The 17,282-nt window shown below is 31.3% G+C and carries 16 protein-coding genes; 3 read left to right on the plus strand and 13 right to left on the minus strand.

Annotation, left to right across the window (positions count from 1 at the left end; all coding sequences use genetic code 11):
• Positions 1–2 precede the first annotated feature (2 nt).
• The 12 genes from hutH to L988_RS13345 all read right to left on the minus strand — a co-directional run bounded on the left by hutH (position 3) and on the right by L988_RS13345 (position 13,426).
• Positions 3–1,523: a histidine ammonia-lyase gene (gene hutH, locus L988_RS12355; RefSeq protein ID WP_369798254.1), complete on the minus strand. Its 1,521-nt coding sequence runs from the start codon at positions 1,521–1,523 to the stop codon at positions 3–5.
• Positions 1,524–1,552: 29 nt separating this feature from the next.
• Positions 1,553–2,851: a Na+/H+ antiporter family protein gene (locus L988_RS12360; protein WP_047384708.1), complete on the minus strand. Its 1,299-nt coding sequence runs from the start codon at positions 2,849–2,851 to the stop codon at positions 1,553–1,555.
• Between the two features lie 137 nt (positions 2,852–2,988).
• Entirely contained in the window at positions 2,989–4,176 is a 1,188-nt protein-coding gene (gene hydF, locus L988_RS12365) for a [FeFe] hydrogenase H-cluster maturation GTPase HydF (protein WP_047384710.1), read from the minus strand.
• 14 nt (positions 4,177–4,190) lie between these two features.
• Positions 4,191–5,582 carry a [FeFe] hydrogenase H-cluster radical SAM maturase HydG gene (hydG, locus tag L988_RS12370; RefSeq protein ID WP_047384711.1) on the minus strand — a complete coding sequence of 464 codons (1,392 nt, stop codon included), beginning with the start codon at positions 5,580–5,582 and terminating at the stop codon, positions 4,191–4,193.
• Complete coding sequence (gene hydE / locus L988_RS12375) at positions 5,567–6,613, minus strand: [FeFe] hydrogenase H-cluster radical SAM maturase HydE (protein WP_047384713.1); 1,047 nt, start codon at positions 6,611–6,613, stop codon at positions 5,567–5,569. Before hydE ends, hydG begins: the two co-directional genes overlap by 16 nt.
• A gap of 74 nt (positions 6,614–6,687) precedes the next feature.
• Positions 6,688–7,671 (minus strand): aspartate--ammonia ligase, encoded by a 984-nt coding sequence (gene asnA, locus L988_RS12380; RefSeq protein WP_081990347.1) that lies wholly within the window; start codon positions 7,669–7,671, stop codon positions 6,688–6,690.
• Positions 7,672–8,019: 348 nt separating this feature from the next.
• Positions 8,020–8,736, minus strand: coding sequence for an HAD family phosphatase (locus tag L988_RS12385; RefSeq protein WP_047384716.1), 717 nt, complete (start codon positions 8,734–8,736; stop codon positions 8,020–8,022).
• Positions 8,737–8,759: 23 nt separating this feature from the next.
• Positions 8,760–9,572 (minus strand): purine-nucleoside phosphorylase, encoded by an 813-nt coding sequence (locus L988_RS12390; protein ID WP_047384717.1) that lies wholly within the window; start codon positions 9,570–9,572, stop codon positions 8,760–8,762.
• A 57-nt stretch (positions 9,573–9,629) separates the two neighbouring features.
• Positions 9,630–10,586 (minus strand): nitronate monooxygenase, encoded by a 957-nt coding sequence (locus tag L988_RS12395; RefSeq protein ID WP_047384718.1) that lies wholly within the window; start codon positions 10,584–10,586, stop codon positions 9,630–9,632.
• A gap of 19 nt (positions 10,587–10,605) precedes the next feature.
• On the minus strand, positions 10,606–11,355 hold the full coding sequence (locus L988_RS12400) for a phosphatase (RefSeq protein WP_047384719.1): 750 nt from the start codon (positions 11,353–11,355) through the stop codon (positions 10,606–10,608).
• 34 nt (positions 11,356–11,389) lie between these two features.
• A complete protein-coding gene (locus L988_RS12405) occupies positions 11,390–12,550 on the minus strand; it encodes a membrane protein (RefSeq protein ID WP_047384721.1) in 1,161 nt (386 codons plus the stop codon).
• 45 nt (positions 12,551–12,595) lie between these two features.
• Positions 12,596–13,426 carry a MerR family transcriptional regulator gene (locus tag L988_RS13345; RefSeq protein ID WP_052191849.1) on the minus strand — a complete coding sequence of 277 codons (831 nt, stop codon included), beginning with the start codon at positions 13,424–13,426 and terminating at the stop codon, positions 12,596–12,598.
• 90 nt (positions 13,427–13,516) lie between these two features.
• Here L988_RS13345 and L988_RS12415 point away from each other — a divergent pair, with 90 nt between their 5' ends.
• From L988_RS12415 to L988_RS12425, 3 genes are all read left to right on the plus strand, one after another.
• Positions 13,517–14,833: an MATE family efflux transporter gene (locus L988_RS12415; protein WP_047384722.1), complete on the plus strand. Its 1,317-nt coding sequence runs from the start codon at positions 13,517–13,519 to the stop codon at positions 14,831–14,833.
• Positions 14,834–14,932: 99 nt separating this feature from the next.
• Positions 14,933–15,988 carry an alanine racemase gene (alr, locus tag L988_RS12420; RefSeq protein ID WP_047384724.1) on the plus strand — a complete coding sequence of 352 codons (1,056 nt, stop codon included), beginning with the start codon at positions 14,933–14,935 and terminating at the stop codon, positions 15,986–15,988.
• A 56-nt stretch (positions 15,989–16,044) separates the two neighbouring features.
• A complete protein-coding gene (locus tag L988_RS12425) occupies positions 16,045–16,656 on the plus strand; it encodes a nitroreductase family protein (protein ID WP_047384725.1) in 612 nt (203 codons plus the stop codon).
• A gap of 33 nt (positions 16,657–16,689) precedes the next feature.
• On the opposite strand, the gene L988_RS12430 is transcribed toward L988_RS12425, so the two are convergent.
• Positions 16,690–17,265, minus strand: a complete 576-nt coding sequence (locus L988_RS12430; protein ID WP_081990344.1) for a GNAT family N-acetyltransferase — start codon at positions 17,263–17,265, stop codon at positions 16,690–16,692.
• Positions 17,266–17,282: the final 17 nt, after the last annotated feature.

The following is a 17,282-nucleotide window of genomic DNA, read 5'->3' on the forward strand; positions in this document are numbered from 1 at the left end:
AATTATATCTTCAATTTACCTACATTTTCCTCTACTTTTTCTACAATCTTATTCGTTTTAATCAATTCCTCTACTTTTTCTATGTCAACATACATAACTCTATCTTTGTCATAATATTCCACAACTTCACGTACTAAAGTATGTGCTTCATTTGTTCCTTTTCCTAATTTTTGAACATCTCTTAAATCTATTCCTTGACATGCTGCTAATATCTCCATCGCAACAACCTTTCTTACATTCCCTAGTATCTCTGCAGCTTTTCTTGCAGCTATTGTTCCCATCGATACATGATCCTCTTGATTTGCTGACGATGGTATAGAATCTACAGATGCCGGATGAGCTAAAACTTTATTCTCTGAAACTAATGATGCGGCACTATACTGAACTATCATAAATCCAGAATTTACTCCTCCATTCTCTACTAAAAATGCTGGTAATCCATTATTTAATGATGGATTAACCAATCTTTCGAGTCTTCTTTCAGAGATATTTGCCATCTCTGCTAGAGCTATTCCTAAAAAATCGAAAGGTAATGCCATCGGTTGCCCATGGAAATTTCCACCTGATAAAACTTCATTTTCTGTAGGGAAAATAATTGGATTATCTGTAACCGCATTCATTTCTATCTCAACCTTTTCTCTTATATAATTCAATGCATCTTTGCTTGCACCGTGAACTTGGGGCGTACATCTAAGAGCATAAGGATCTTGAACTCTTAATTCTCCCTGCTTAGTTATTGAACTACTATTTTTTAAAATTTTGTTTATATTTTTAGCTGTATTAATCTGTCCTAAATGACCTCTTACATCTTGAATTTTTGGATCAAACGCACAAATTATTCCTCTAAGAGCTTCCATTGATAAACTTGCTGCAATGTCTAGATGTTTCATCAAATTTATTCCATCATAAATTGCATGAGCTCCTACAGATGTCATAACTTGCGTTCCATTAATTAAAGCTAATCCCTCTTTTGATGATAACTCCTTTATTGGTTTTAATTTAGCTTTTTTTAAAGCTACATCTCCCTCATAAAGAGTATCTTTATAATATGCTTTTCCAAGACCTAACATAACTAAAACCATATGAGATAATGGTGCTAAATCTCCAGATGCCCCTAAAGAACCTTTTTCAGGTATATAGGGAGTTACTCCTTTATTTATCATATCCACCAATAAATCAATAACCTTTTGACGTATTCCCGAGTGTCCTTGAATCAAGTTATTTACTCTTAAGACCATAATCCCTTTAGCTATATCTATCGGCAGTGGATTACCAACTCCACAAGCATGACTGATTATTAAATTTCTTTGTAATGTTGCTGTTTCCTCTTTAGATATAACCTCATCTGAAAATTTTCCAAATCCTGTGGTTATTCCATAAGATACTTTTCCCTCTTCAACATAGTCATCCACTAATTTTCTAGCTATAGCAACCTTCTCTTTAGCTTCATCTGAGATCTTTACTTCATATCCCTTTCTTGTTACATTGATTAAATCCTCTAAAGTTAGTTTTCTGTTCCCCATTAGTAGTTCCAAATTAATCCTGCCTCCTTTTAGAATAGTACTCCTCCGATAACCCCTGCGATTATCAACGGTATATTGTAGTGTATGAATGTAGGAATACATGTATCCCTTATATGATCATGCTGTCCGTCAGCATTTAATCCAGCTGTTGGTCCTAAAGTTGAGTCTGATGCTGGTGACCCTGCATCCCCTAGAGCTCCTGCACATGCTATCAAAACGATAGTTCCTAAAGGAGATATCCCTAACTCTATACATAGTGGCACATAAATAGCTGCTAATATAGGTACTGTTCCGAATGATGTCCCTATTCCCATTGTTACAAAAAGTCCAACTAAAAGCATAACAAACGATCCTAAAAATTTGCTTCCACCTACTACTCCTACTACTCCTTGAACCAATGGCGCTATCGCTCCGGTTTGTCTAATTACACTTCCATATCCTGCTGCTACAAGCATAATAAAAGCTATAAGCCCCATTATTCCAATTCCACCGCTAACTAATCCATCTATCTCATCCCATTTAATAACTTTTGTCGCTACCATAAACGCAATCGCTACGATTGCTCCTAACGGTAAAGAACCTGTATATAACTGAATTCCAAATGCTATAATTGCTGAAACCAATGTGTACCAATGCTTTAATTCCATTTTTTCAGGAATATCCTCTGTCATTCCTCCAACTGTTAAATTTTTATATTCTCTAGGTTTACTATATGATACAAAAACAGCTATCAAAAGTCCTACAAACATAGCTATCCCTAAAATCCAAGTTGATTGCCACACTTGGCTTAATTCTACATTCATTCCATTACTTACAATCTGGTCTCTTATTATTCCATGGAAGATTAATCCAAATCCAACTGGAAGAACAATATATGGCATTTTTAATCCAAATGTTAACGAACAAGCCATCGCTCTTCTATCCATTTTCAACTCATCCATTAACTTTAATAATGGAGGAATTAAAATTGGAATAAATGCTATATGAACTGGGATTAAATTTTGAGAAAATGATGCTATTACAGCTACAATAAGTGCTAAAATCCATTTTTTCCCACTAACTATCTTAGATATCTTTTTAGATAAAAGTGCTGCAACTCCTGTGCTATTTATAGCCACCGCTAAAGTTCCTAAAAGAATGTAGCTCAAAGCTGTCTCTGAATTTCCTCCCATTCCACCAATCAATGTTTGCATGGTTTCTCCTATACCTATTCCCGAAGTTACACCTGCCACCAAAGCTGCCACTAATATTGCTAGAATTACATTCAACTTTAATAAACTAAGTACAATCATAGTAGTAACTGAAAGTATTACTGGATTAAAAATCATATTGGCCCTCCCATTTTAATTTTTTAACTTCAATATTCTAAGTGGTACTAATATTACCTCACAGATATAATGAAGTCAATAGCAATATAAAAAAAATCCCTCACCAATATAGAAAATATTAGTAAGGGTGTATAAAACTATTTGAATATTTCTAAGGATTTATCTAAAATCCCTGTAACTTCTGCTATAACTAAACCATAATTTGTAATTGGTACATTTGAACCCATCGATTCATCTATTCTACTTTGCATAAGTTTTTTATTTATCATGCAAGCACCACAGTGAATAACTAAAGAGTATTTCGATAAATCCTCTGGGAAGTCTTTTCCACCCATAAAATCAAACTCAATCTCTTTGCCACAATAGTTTCTTACTAACTTTGGAATCTTTACTCTTCCAATGTCCTCATGAGATGTATTGTGTGTACAAGTTTCCGCTATCAGTATTTTATCTCCATGATTTAAAGCTTTTAACTTCTTAACGCCTCTAACCAAATCTTCTAAATCTCCCTTTTGTCTTGCAAAAAGTATTGAGAAACTTGTCAACTTAGCTCGATTATTTAAAATTTTATCTACATTTTTAAAAGCTTGAGAATCAGTTACTACTAAGTCTATATCCTTTATATCTTCTAATGCACTTTCAAGTTCTGTGTCTCTAACCACATAACTTTTTATCCCATGATCAAGACACTCTCTTATCACTTGAACTTGAGGAAGAATTAGTCTCCCTTTCGGCGCTTCAGAATCCACTGGAACTACCATTACAACTTTTCCATTATAAGGAACTAAGTCTCCTAAAAGTTTCGGTTCTTCTTGCTCTTTTTGAATCTCTTTCAAAATTTCATTTTTTAAATTCAAAATACTACTTCTATCTTTTGTTGAAACAAAAATAGATTTAGGAAAAATCTTTTTTATTGTAGATTTTACTTCATCTGTTAATAGTTCTGATTTATTTAGTATCAATTGAAATGGAATATTATATTTTTTAAATTGAATCTCTTGATCTTTATAAAATGCCATATCAATTTTTGTTGCATCCATAACTAATAACGCAAAATCTGTTCTTTTTAACTCTTCTAAACTTTTCTTTACTCTTAATCTACCTAAAGGAGTATTATCCTCTAATCCAGCTGTATCTATAAATAAAACTGGACCAAATGGCAAAAATTCCATAGCTTTTGTCACAGAATCAGTGGTTGTTCCCTCTATATCTGAAACGATAGATATCTCTTGCTCTGTTATAGCATTCAGTAATGAAGATTTTCCAGAGTTTGTTTTACCAAAAATTCCTATATGTAACCTATTTGAATTGGGTGTATTTTTCATAATAAACTCCTTCTTTAAAGATATAAATCTCTCTCTCCATTTTTTATTTTTTCTAATTTTTCTACTGTCAGTTTTTTTATATCCTCTCTAACAATTGTTTGAATCTCTCTTTCTATAACCTCTTCAACTTTTTCTGTCAGTTCTTTATCGCCATAGTCCATTGCATACTCCATTAAAGTTAAAAGTGCATTTGGTGAACATACATTCTGAATATTTCCACTTTTAGCAAGTTGCATAAATCTATCTCCAGTTCTTCCCATTCTATAGCAAGCTGTACAATAACTCGGAACACAATCTTGATCTAATAGTTCTTTTAAAACCTCTAAAGGGGTTCTGTGATCAGCTAATTCAAACTGAGTTCTAGTTTTTCCTTCTTCTCTATCTGTGTATCCTCCAACATCAGCTGATGATCCTGCACTTATTTGTGATATTCCATATTTTATAAGCTCTCTTCTAAGCTCTGCAGTTTCTCTAGTTGATAAAATCATTCCTGTAAAAGGGACTGCCAATCTTATAATAGCAACTATATTTCTAAAAGTATCGTCATCTATTTGATGTGGATATTCTTCTAAACTCATTCCCTCTGCTTTCTTTATTCTCGGAACCGAAATCGTGTGGAATCCTACCCCATACTCTTTTTCCAAATACTCATTATGTAACATAAGTGCTATTATTTCATATCTATAATCCGCCAATCCAAATAAAACACCAGCACCTACATCATCAATACCAGCTTTCATGGCTCGAGAAAAAGCATTTAAATGATATTCATAATCACCTTTTAAAGATTTCGGATGAACTCTTTCATATGTTGGCTTATGATAAGTTTCTTGGAAAAGAATATATGTACCTATCTCTGCATCTTTTAATTTTTTATAATTTTCTACAGTTGTTGCAGCTATATTAACATTTATTCTTCTAATAGATCCATTTTCAAATTTTGTACTGTAAACAGCATCAATAGCCTCTAAGGTATATTCAATTGGGACATTTACAGGATCTTCACCTAGCTCTAATGCAAGTCTTTTATGACCCATCTTTTCTAAAAGCCTAACCTCATTTTGAATTTGTTCTCTTGAAAGCTTTTTTCTTTCAAACTTATTATCTCTTTTATAACCACAATAAGTGCAGTTGTTTACACAATAATCACTCACATATAACGGTGCAAAAACAACTATTCTATTTCCATATATAGACTTTTTTAACTCACCTGCAATTTCATAAAGTCTTTTTTTCTGCTTCTCATCTTTTATTTCTAAAAGTGAAGCAACCTCACTGTGAGTTAATCCCTCTTTATTTTTTGCTTTATTTAGAACTCTTTCAATCTCTTCATAACTAGTATTTTTAGAATTTTTCAATAGGTTTTCAATATAATTTTGATCAATAAAATTTATTTCCTTTTCCATCTGATATTATCTCCTCTTGTTAGTATCGGTTCAAATCCTGATTCTATAACTCCACTTTCTATTTTTAGCTTTTCCTCTGCTGATTCCTTTCCAGAAAAAACTTTTCCATTATAAAGAGCATATTTTTTTCTATATTCCATAGGAGACAAGTTTGGCATTATAACATTTGCACCAGCCTTGAATCCTTTTTCTCTTCCTTTTGGGTCAATTGTTCCTAAAGCTGTTGTTGCCGGCAATAATACATCTGGCAGTAATAATCTTATTATTGCTAACAGTGTAATTGTATCATATGCAGTTCCACCTTTTTCAGATTTTAAAGGTGTGTCTTCGTGTGGTATAAAAGGTCCAATTCCTACCATGTGAGGTTTTAACTTCTTTAAGAAAATTAAATCTTTAGCATAATCCTTCATTTGCAAACCAGGCAAACCTATCAAAAATCCACTTCCTACTTGATAGCCAATCTCTTTAAGGGCCTCTAAGCATTTCTTCCTATTTTCCAAAGACATTTTTGGATGTAACCTATTATAAAGATTTTCATCCACAGTCTCGTGTCTTAAAAGATATCTATCAGCACCAGCTTCATAAAGTCTTCTAAATGATTTCTCACCTCTCTCTCCTAAAGAAAGAGTAATAGCTATATCAGAGTATTCTCTTTTTAAAGTTTTTATTATATCCTCTAAAAGCTCATCTGTAAAATAACTATCCTCTCCTCCTTGGAAAACAAAGGTTCTGTATCCTAACGAATATCCTCTGTGACAAGAATCCAATATCTCATCTTTAGATAATCTATATCTACTAGCCTTGCAGTTAGATGCCCTAATTCCACAGTAAAAACAATCACATTTACAGATATTAGATATCTCTATCAATCCTCTAAAAAAAACTGTTTTACCATAACTTCTCTGTCTAACTTCATAGGCTTTATCTATTAGATAATCTCTATCCTCTTCACTTAAATTGCAGAGTAACTCCTCTAACTCAAATTGAGTTAATTCATTATTTTTATACAATTTATCTATTAAATACCTCATCTCCCACCTCCAAAAGTATATAACATCTCAATTATATACCTTTTTGCTCCAGAAATGAAGTTATATTTTGTTTTTTATAGTAATGGAATATCCTTTGCTTTACACTCTTCTAAAACTTCCTCTGGCCATAAAGATGCTTGAACTTCACCTATATGAAGTTTATCTAAGAAGAATAAACATATTCTAGATTGTCCTATTCCTCCACCTATTGTATATGGCAATTCTCCTGCTAAAAGTCTTTTATGGAAATCTAAAGTTTTTCTATCTTCCGCTCCCGCAATCTCTAACTGTTTGGCTAAAGATTCCTCTGATACACGAATTCCCATCGAAGAAAGTTCTAATCCTATTTTTAACGGTTCATAATATACAATTATATCTCCATTTAAATCCCAATCATCGTAATCTGGGGCTCTTCCATCATGCTTCTCTCCTGAAGCTAAAGCCTTTCCGATTTGGCTTATAAATATTGCACCATGTTTCTCTGCATGTTTATGCTCTCTTTCCTTTGGAGTCAGTTCAGGATAAAGTGTTTCTAACTCTTGAGAAGTTACAAACGAAATCTCCTCTGGTAATTTTTTTGATAACTGTGGATAACTTTCTCTTATATGTTCCTCAGTATCTTTTAGCGAAGTGTATATCTTTTTTACAGTTTCATGTAATTTATCTGTTGTTCTTTCTGATTTATCTAAAACCTTTTCCCAATCCCATTGATCTACATAATATGAATGTATTGGGCTCAAGTCCTCATCTCTTCTTATAGCGTTCATATCTGTATAAAGCCCTTTACCTGTATGGAATCCATATTTATGAAGTGCCATTCTTTTCCATTTTGCTAACGAATGAACAATTACGGCATCCTGTTTACATTTCGTATCAAATGCAACGGCTCTTTCAATTCCATTTAAATCATCGTTTAATCCACTTTCTGGTGTTACAAACAGTGGTGCTGAAACTCTTGTTAAATCCAATTTTTTAGCTAAATCTCTTTCGAAAAAGTCTTTTACCTTCTTAATTGCTACCTCTGTTTCCATAATATCTAGTTTTGCCTTATACATAATTCCTACCTCCATATTTTTTTATAAAATAAAAAAGCTCTCAACATCTCCATCAATGGAAATAGTTAAGAGCTTTAATTTAACAAAATATAATATACCTATTTTTAGATATACTTATACCAAATTATTTACAGTCAAATTTAAATTCTTTATTATTTTCAAAGTAATGGAAATTACACAATACAAATTTCAATAGATTATTATTATTGTTGTTATTATTATTATTCATATTATTAACACAATTATAATTATTATTATTGAAATTTATAAACATAACTTCCTCCTTTTTAAAAATTTATTTTTACTATGGGGTAATAATAAAACTTTTTTGTATAAATGTCAAGATTTTTTTTATAAAATTTCTACATCAGATGAAATTTTATAAATTACATCTTTTCTTTCAACAAAGATTTCTGTTTTATTTCTCAGATGTTCCTCTGATTTTATTTTTAAAAGTAACTCTCTTGAAGGATTGATAGCTCTAGGGTTTCCAACTAAAGTCAGCATACTATAATCTCCATTTGTGTCTCCATACGCATAGCTTTCACTTAAATCTATATCATATTTCTTACAGAAATTATTTATCGCTTTCATTTTATTTTTTGAGTCCCACATTGGAGAAATATCTCCAGATAATTTTCCATCCTCATAGTGATAGATAGAACCACAATAATCATCAGCACCCCATTTTTTAGCCATTCTAGAAACTAGAAAATCTGGACTTCCAGAAATAAATATAACTTTATGACCTTGCTCTTTGTGCCATTTTATCATATCTCTTGTAAATTTATAAACTCTATTTCCTTTAAGTTCTAAAACTTGGTCTGAAATAAAATCGTTATATTGTAGTGATAACCCTTTTATAGCTTCAACATATGTTGTCGTTATATCTTCTAGATATTTATCGTAATCTCCTACTCTTTCATCCCATTCTTTAAAAGCATCCTTTACCTTTAGCTCGTACTCTCTAATATCTAAAAGTTCGTATTTTATAAGCTTTTTAAAATGCTCTGTCAATAATGAATTTCTATAAATTGTTCCATCAATATCAAAAAATGCTGCTTTCATAAATCATTACCTCCTATGAGTTATTATAACTCTTTTACTGTTTCAGCAATCCACTTACAGAATCTCTCTCCTGTCTGATTTGCTATCTCTACAACCTCTTCATGTGAATGTGGCTTCGTTGCAATTCCAGTAGCCATATTTGTGATACAAGATATTCCTAATATTTTCATTCCAAGGTAGTTTGCTACAATTGATTCTGGAACTGTTGACATCCCTACTGCTGATGCACCCATTCCCATCATCATGCTCACTTCTGCTGCCGTTTCATAAGTTGGTCCAGATGATCCTAAGTAGATTCCTTCTTCAAACTCTATATTTAATCTATTTGCAACAGATTTTGCTTTTTCTATTAAAGCCTTACTGTAAGTTTCTGACATATCTGGGAATCTTGGTCCAAATCTCTCATCATTTTTTCCGATTAAAGGATTTGTTCCAAAGAAGTTGATATGATCATTTATAATCATAAGTGTTCCTGGTTTAAAACTTCTATTAGCTCCACCAGCAGCGTTACTTACAATCATAGTTTCTATTCCAAATTTCTTAAATACATATTGAGGATAAGTAACCTCTTTCATATTATACCCTTCGTAATAGTGGAATCTTCCTTTCATAACTAAAACTTCAACACCATTTATTGTTCCAAATACAAGTTCTCCTGCATGACCAGCTACTGTTGAAACTGGGAAGTTTGGTATCTCTTCATATGGTATAATTATTTTATTCTCCACATACTCTACTAAACCACCAAGTCCAGAACCCAATATTATAGCTATTTTAGGTCTATTTGTAACTTTTGAATTTAAAAACTCTACAGTTTCCATTACTTTATTATACATAACACTTCTCCCTTATTTTTTTAGATAAAAAGGGCAGATTACTCTACCCTTCCATTGTTAAAAAGTTATTGTTGAAAATCTTTGATCTAGTTTTACTTTTTCCTCTTTTAACTCGTTCATTAACTTATCTACAATCTCTTGGCAGCTTAAAGCTTCTTTAACTAATCCTGCAACTTGTCCTGACATTACACTTCCGTTTTGAACGTCTCCATCTACAACTGCTAGTCTTAATTTTCCTTTTCCTAACTCTTCAATCTCCTCTTTTGGAGCTCCTTTTTCCTCTAGCTCTAAAATAGTTTTTGAGAATTTGTTATTTAAAACTCTAACTGGATGTCCTGTATAGTTTCCAGTAGTAACTGTTGATCTATCTTTTGCTTTTAATACTAAGTTTTTATAGTTCTCATGAACATCACACTCGTGAGCAACTATGAATATAGTTCCTACTTGAATTGCTTCTCCACCTAATGCTAATGCCGCTAAAAATTGCTCTCCTGAAGCAATTCCTCCAGCAACGATAACAGGAATTGAAACCTCTCTTGCAACTTGAGTAGCAAGTGCCATTGTTGTTATTTCACCAATGTGCCCTCCTGCTTCTAGTCCTTCAGCTACTACTGCATCGGCTCCTATTTTTTCCATTCTTTTTGCTAATGCAACTGATGCAACTACTGGTATAACTTTAATTCCTGCAGCTTTTAATTTTTCCATGTATATTCCTGGATTTCCTGCTCCAGTTGTAACAACTTTTACTCCCTCTTCTATACATACATCTATTTGCTCAGCAACACTTTCCATCATTAACATTAAGTTAACTCCAAATGGATTTTCAGTAATTGACTTTGCTTTTCTAATCTCTTGTCTTAAAATTTCAGGCGGCATTCCTCCACCAGCAATTATTCCTAATCCACCAGCTTTAGACACATGTCCTGCTAAGTTTCCATTTGATATCCACGCCATTGCACCTTGGATAATTGGGTATTTAATCCCTAATAATTCACAAATTCTATTTTTTTGCATTCTTCTTTTCCTCCCAAAATTAAGAGTCTACTTTTTTACTTCTTAACTCTTGTCTCAGTTTTAAAAATTCTTCAAAAGTTTCTTTTGAACTATTTATAATTAGCTCTTTTGGATAATCAACCTCATCTAAAAGCTCAATCGCTCTTTGAAACTCTCCAATATGACCAGAATAGTGCGCATCTGTACCTAAAGCTATATAACATCTCTCCTCTTTAGCTAACTCTAACATTGCTTTACAATTCTTTTTAGAACCAACTCTTGTTATTGTTCCTAGAGATGTATTATTTACCTCTAAGGCCACTTTATTTTCTTTTGCTGCTTTAACTATTCTTTTATAATCTACTGGGAAAATTGGATTACCCAGATGAACTATTATATCAGCTTTTTGCTTTTTTATCAAACTCAATATAGCTGTTGTATTTTTCTCCATATCATCAATAACACCATACTCATCAACTACATGGAATCCTGCTAAAACTAACTCCATATGATCGTACACTCTTTGATTGATATCTAACTTCCCATCTGTATCTAGTATATTAGCTTCTACACCTTTAATTACTCTAACTCCGTCAATAACTTCTGGTAAAATTGCTATATTTACCAAATGCCACCAATGTGGAGTATCTTGTAAAGCTGGTCCATGATTTGTAATAGCTATAACTTCCATTCCTTTTTTTGCTGCTGCAGCTATATTCTCCTCTAAAGTACTAAATGCGTGAGGATTTACATTTGTATGAATATGTAAATCAATCTTATACTCTTTCATTTTTACCCCCATAAATTTATATAATTTTATTTAATTACATGAAAAGTGTATATAATATATTTGTTACTACTCCTGCTACGATTCCACCTATTGTATGACTAAATATAGCTTTTCCTGTCAACTTTCTATATCCTAAACTATCCATCATTGCAACGTGTGTGCTTAAATATCCACTCCAAGTCATACCCATAGCTGTAAATACAGCAATCTCTCTAGATGTAATAGCCTTATCAGCTATAAATTGTGGAACAAGTCCTAAAGCCGCTCCTACTGCTCCTAATGATGTGATTGGAAACGCCAATGCTTTTGCACTTGTAAATCCAAACAGTGGTTTCAGAATAAATTGTAACTTCTCTCCCACATATGGTAAAAGAGCAATCCCTTCGTAAGCTGCTCCAGTATATCCATTTTCTCCAGCACCATTTGTCAATAATAAAACTGTTGTACAAATTATTAGAACTCCAGGAATAATTTCCATTCCCATTTGAACTCCGTTTTTTCCACCTTCTAGAAGCGCTTCTAATAATCTTTCTAAAACATTTCCATCTCTTATATCTCTATACTCAAAAAAACTTAATGTTGAATCATCTTTTTCTACTAAATCTCCCTTTTCATGGAAAATTTTCTTAGTAAAATTAATCATCAAATTTACACTCACAACACTTCCTATAAATGCCCCTAAATTCCCTAAAATAACTGGAAATACAAGGTTTTCATTCATACTTCCACTTTGAGCAATCATAAATGTAGACACTATGAATCCCATTCCAAACGACGTCCCTAAATTTGTTAATGCTGGCAATTGATATTTTTTAAAATATTTTGTGAATCCTTTATCTGCTGATAAACTTAAAATTGCTGGATTATCCGAAATATATGTTGTTAAAACTCCTATTGCTGCTGCTCCAGGTAATCTATATAACGGCTTCATAAGTGGTGATAACAACTTATTCAAAATAGCTATAACTCCAAACTCAGATAAAATTCCTGCAAATGCCCCTGCTATAACTGAAACTCCCATTATAAAAAACACTGTATTTAATAGTAAATCATGTGCTGTTTTTATAATTGTATTTATCATATTTATTCCACCCATCTTACTAGATAAAAGATAGATTAATGTTGATAATATTACTATGCAAACTATTCCTTCTAGTCCCATAGCTTTTTTTCTTCTCGAGTGATTCGTATCCATATTTTTTATTTCTCCTTTTTCTATAATACTACACTATAGAGTATCCTAATTTTTAAAATTTTTCAATTTTTTTACAGGAATATATATATCAATAATTCCTCCAAATCCATTTTCAAGAGGAACAACAACTTCATTTCCAATCTCTATCGAATCTCCAACAACTTCAAAATTATTCTCTTTAATAAATCTATGAAGATTTTCATAGGTTAACTTTATCATATCAAAAGTCGTTTTATGTCTTAGCATAACACAATATTTATTTTCTATAAACTCCTCTCCTAAAATACTATACTCTTCTGGAACCAAGAGTCCTATCTCACTTATAGGAATTTCTGAATTTTCATATATATCCTTTTGCTTAACTTTCGTAATATATAGAATCTCCTTTATTCCATTTTTATTTCCTAACCTCTGTAATTTATCATATGTTTCTGCTATCTCTTTCTCATCAACAGGATCTTTTATCTTTATAAAATAAACCTTCATAGCTTTTAACTCTACTAACTGAACTTTTTCTTCTAAATTTGAAGACATCTCTTTTATACATAAAATTTTTTCTTGAATTGTATCTCTACTTTTTTTTAATTCTTCTATTTTTTTATCAATATCATCTACCTTTTCCTCTAAAAATTCTAAACTTTTTAAGGGCGTTTTTACCTTTGTATATTCTTTTATCTCTTCTAATGAAAATCCAGCTTCTTTTAAAGTTATAATAAAAAACAAATCCCAAATTTGAGAATTAGAATAAAATCTATACCCATTATTCTCATCAATATATTCTGGTATCAAGATACCTTTTTTATGATAAAAAATCAATGTTTGCTTTGAAATATCTGCTATTTTTGCTAACTCTGAAATCTTATATCTATTTTTCATAATTCCTCCTTGACATTATAGTTAAGTATATAGTTTATAATATCATATATCGTGAAGTTAATAAAATTTTAATTTATAGAGGAGAGGAAAATGTCACAAAATATTACCCTTGAAAATGGGTGTGTAAAAAAACTATTTTTTAAATTTGCAATACCTAGTATCTTAGGAATGCTTATTGTATCACTACAAATTATGGTAGATGGATTATTTTTGAGTAAAGGTGTTGGACCATTGGGACTAGCCGCTGTAAACCTATCTATGCCTCTTATCAATCTTTTACTAAGTATCGCTTTAATGATTTGTATTGGTGGAGGAGTTTTAGTAGGAATCGCTTCTGGAAATGGAGAAAAAGAAAGAGCAAAAAGTCTTACAAGCTTGACTTTAATTTTACTTTTAGGAGTTCTTCTTTTTATCTCAATATTTTTACTTCTTAATTTTGATGCTGTTATGAAGCTTTTAGGTACAAACTTAGAAACATATGAGCTTGTTAAGAAATATTTAGCTATTCTGATTCCAGGTTCTATATTCTTCAGTATGCCTATTTTTACTGAAACATTCGTTAGAATTATTGGTAAACCTAATCAGGTTTTCGTGAGTGGCGCTATTTGTTTTTTAACAAATGTATTTCTAGATTATATTTTTGTTATTAAACTAGGAATGGGAATGGAAGGGGCTGCTGTTGCATCATGTTTTGCTAATATGTTTGGTGCTCTTAGCTTATTTTATCACGTACAATTTGGTAAAATATCTGGAACATTAAAAGATATTAAAGAAATTTTCTATAATGGTAGTTCAGAGATGCTAACTGTTATTTCTAGTGCTGTTACAACTTATATTTTCAATATCATTATTATGAAAAACATTGGTGTTTTAGGAGTGTCAGCATTAACAATAGTATTTTATATTAATTCTATCGTAAATATCTCTCTATATGGTTTATCTCAAGCACTACAACCTATTATCTCTTATAATTTAGGAGCTAAAAGAGGTGATAAAATCAAAGATGTTTTAAAAGTAGCTTTAAAATCTGGAGCTGCAATTGGGATTATTACTTTTATATCTATGCATCTTTTTGGAGATAAAATTATTGGACTTTTCTCAAATGGAAACAAAGAACTCCAAGATTTAACTAATAGAGCAATATTTTTCTTTACTTTTGCATACTTATTATCGTTTATCAATATTATCTCAAGCAGTTTCCATACATCTATTGAAAAACCTTTTGAGTCTGCTTTTATATCTTGTGGAAGAGCTATAATATTTGTATTAATTCCACTATTTACATTACCAATAATAATTGGAGAAACTGGAATTTGGTTAGCTATACCTATTGCAGAGCTTATCTGTCTTACAGTTAGTATTCCACTTATGAAAAACTCTTTAAAAAAACTTCCTCTTAAATGTTAAGAGGAGGTTTTTTATTTAGAAAAAATATTTCTTTTGTAATTTAAAAGAATATATGGTAATAATAGTAACAATACTATTAATAAAAAAGGGGTGTTTAAAATGAGCAGAGACGGTTTTCGTGTAACACTTGATAAAAATAATATTATACATAATTTCAACTATATTAAAAACTCTACAAAGAAAGAGGTTATCTCAGTTGTAAAAGCTAATGCTTATGGTCATGGTTTAAAAGAAGTAGTCCCTATTCTAGCTGAAGCTGGTTGCACATATTTTGCTGTTGCCAGAGAATCTGAAGCTATTGAAATCTTATCTTTAAATCTATCTAATATAAGAATTCTTGTTTTTGAAACAATTGAAAATCTTTCTCTTTTGAAAACTCATGATAATCTAGAGATGTGTATAAATAGTCTTTCAGAACTTAAAGAATTGATTGAAAAAGATATAGATTTCTCTCAACTTCATCTGAAATTCGACTTCGGGTTTGCTCGAAATGGATTTACAAAAGATGAGTTAAATGAAATTAAAAATATTATCATAAAAAATGATCTTCATTTCAAAGGTGCTATGACTCATTTTTTTAGTTCAAATCCTGAGGAGATAATTTTAATTCAAAAAGAATTTATTAATTGGATTAATTTTTTAGGTAAGGAACGTTTTAAAATTATTCACTCTCAAAATAGTGCAGCTACAATTCTTGGATTGGGAGAAGGATCGACTCATGTAAGATGTGGAATTAGTCTCTTAGGTATGCTCGATCCTGGAATCGAAGACGAAAATATCAAGCGATCTTGGACTTTGTCAGGACCAATCTACAATATCAAAGATTTTTCCTCTTTAGATTTCATCGGCTATACAAGAAAAGATAACATTGATACTCAAACCTTTAATAAAGTCGGAAAAATTAAAATTGGTTATGGAGATGGATTTGCTAAAAATAATACAAATATTATGTGTCACATAAATAACAAAGAGTTCCCTATCGTTCACATTAGTATGGACACATCTTTTGTTCTTATTGACGACTCTGTACAACAGGGAGATTCTGTTGAAATTTATCGTGATTTTAATAGATGTAACTCTTTCCTTAATATGGATCACTATGAATATACTACTTTACTAAATTCAAGAATTCCTAGAATTATTGTTGAAGAATAAAAGGTTTTTTACAGCTTTTAAGTATAATACATATAGTATCTTTTGGAGGTGTTTATATGAATTTTAAAGATGTTGTATCTAACAGAAGAAGCGTGAATTTTTTTGATCAAAATAAAGATTTAGATTTAAAACTTTTTAAAGAGATTATCAACGAAGCTGTTTTAGCTCCGTCAGCGTTCAATTTGCAACCTTGGCAAATTATAGCTGTTCACTCTGCTGAAGCTAAAGAAAAACTGTTTTCAGCATGTACTCAACCTAAAATAAAAGAAGCTGCAATGACTCTTATAATGGTTGGAGACACTTTTGGATATGGACGTGATAACCCTATGTGGAATGCTAAAATTGATTTAGGAATGAGCGAAGAAAAAGTTAATCAACTTATTAATATGTGTGAAACTGTTTTATATCCAACAGAGGTTAAAAGAAATGCCATGGCTGTTAGAGACGTTTCTCTTTTCGCTATGAATATAATGCTTTGTGCTAAAAATGTTGGGGTTGATACTCATCCAATGATTGGTTTTAATGAAGATAAGGTTAAAGAACTCTTCGAAATTGATGAGGATAAAACTGTTGTAATGTTGCTTTCGATAGGATATTTTGACGAAACTAAAACACTTAATCCTCGTGAGAGAAGACTTCAATTTGATGAAATCTGTGAAATAGTTTAAATAAAAAAACGCAAGGAATCTTGCGTTTTTTTATTATTTAATCCCAAATTCTGGGGCATATTCAACTATTCCATTTATATTTTTTAATGAATCTGGATATAACTCAATAGCCATAAAGTTTTCATCCGGAACTTCTAATGGACATTTTATATTCCACTTTGAAGCTGGTTCATAACCAAATTTTTTATAGTACTCAGCATGTCCTAAAACAACAATTCCTTTGTAGCCTAAATCTTTAGCTATTTTATGTCCTTTTTCAATTAAGCTTTTTCCAATTCCTTTCTTCTGGAATCTTGGTAGTACTGCTAGTGGTGCAAGTGTTAAAAGAGTTTCATCTCCAACTTTAACTTTAGTAAATAGAATATATCCCACTATCATCCCTTTAAATTTTGCAGTTAATGATAAATCTTTTATAAAGGCATCACTTTTCAATAAAGCTCTAACTAAGTTATGTTCATTATGATCTGATAGCTTCTCTTTCAAAAATGCTTTTTGAACAACCTCACAAACAAAATCTTCCTCTGTCATTTTTTTAAATCTTTTCTTTTGGAATATATAAACAGCTAAACTTCCTAATATAAAAAATGATATCCCTAATATTACGTTCATATTCCCCTCCTCATATA

Source organism: Cetobacterium sp. ZWU0022 (genome assembly GCF_000800875.1).
Taxonomy (GTDB): domain Bacteria; phylum Fusobacteriota; class Fusobacteriia; order Fusobacteriales; family Fusobacteriaceae; genus Cetobacterium_A.

What these genes read in the sequence shown, in the direction of transcription:
- hutH (WP_369798254.1), bottom strand. Translation starts at nt 1,523, where the DNA reads ATGGGGAACAGAAAACTAACTTTAGAGGATTTAATCAATGTAACAAGA.
- L988_RS12385 (WP_047384716.1), bottom strand. Translation starts at nt 8,736, where the DNA reads ATGAAAGCAGCATTTTTTGATATTGATGGAACAATTTATAGAAATTCA.
- L988_RS12390 (WP_047384717.1), bottom strand. Translation starts at nt 9,572, where the DNA reads ATGTATAATAAAGTAATGGAAACTGTAGAGTTTTTAAATTCAAAAGTT.
- L988_RS12395 (WP_047384718.1), bottom strand. Translation starts at nt 10,586, where the DNA reads ATGCAAAAAAATAGAATTTGTGAATTATTAGGGATTAAATACCCAATT.
- hydG (WP_047384711.1), bottom strand. Translation starts at nt 5,582, where the DNA reads ATGGAAAAGGAAATAAATTTTATTGATCAAAATTATATTGAAAACCTA.
- alr (WP_047384724.1), top strand. Translation starts at nt 14,933, where the DNA reads ATGAGCAGAGACGGTTTTCGTGTAACACTTGATAAAAATAATATTATA.
- L988_RS12430 (WP_081990344.1), bottom strand. Translation starts at nt 17,265, where the DNA reads ATGAACGTAATATTAGGGATATCATTTTTTATATTAGGAAGTTTAGCT.
- L988_RS12360 (WP_047384708.1), bottom strand. Translation starts at nt 2,851, where the DNA reads ATGATTTTTAATCCAGTAATACTTTCAGTTACTACTATGATTGTACTT.
- L988_RS12400 (WP_047384719.1), bottom strand. Translation starts at nt 11,355, where the DNA reads ATGAAAGAGTATAAGATTGATTTACATATTCATACAAATGTAAATCCT.
- hydE (WP_047384713.1), bottom strand. Translation starts at nt 6,613, where the DNA reads ATGAGGTATTTAATAGATAAATTGTATAAAAATAATGAATTAACTCAA.
- L988_RS13345 (WP_052191849.1), bottom strand. Translation starts at nt 13,426, where the DNA reads ATGAAAAATAGATATAAGATTTCAGAGTTAGCAAAAATAGCAGATATT.
- hydF (WP_047384710.1), bottom strand. Translation starts at nt 4,176, where the DNA reads ATGAAAAATACACCCAATTCAAATAGGTTACATATAGGAATTTTTGGT.
- L988_RS12405 (WP_047384721.1), bottom strand. Translation starts at nt 12,550, where the DNA reads ATGGATACGAATCACTCGAGAAGAAAAAAAGCTATGGGACTAGAAGGA.
- L988_RS12425 (WP_047384725.1), top strand. Translation starts at nt 16,045, where the DNA reads ATGAATTTTAAAGATGTTGTATCTAACAGAAGAAGCGTGAATTTTTTT.
- L988_RS12415 (WP_047384722.1), top strand. Translation starts at nt 13,517, where the DNA reads ATGTCACAAAATATTACCCTTGAAAATGGGTGTGTAAAAAAACTATTT.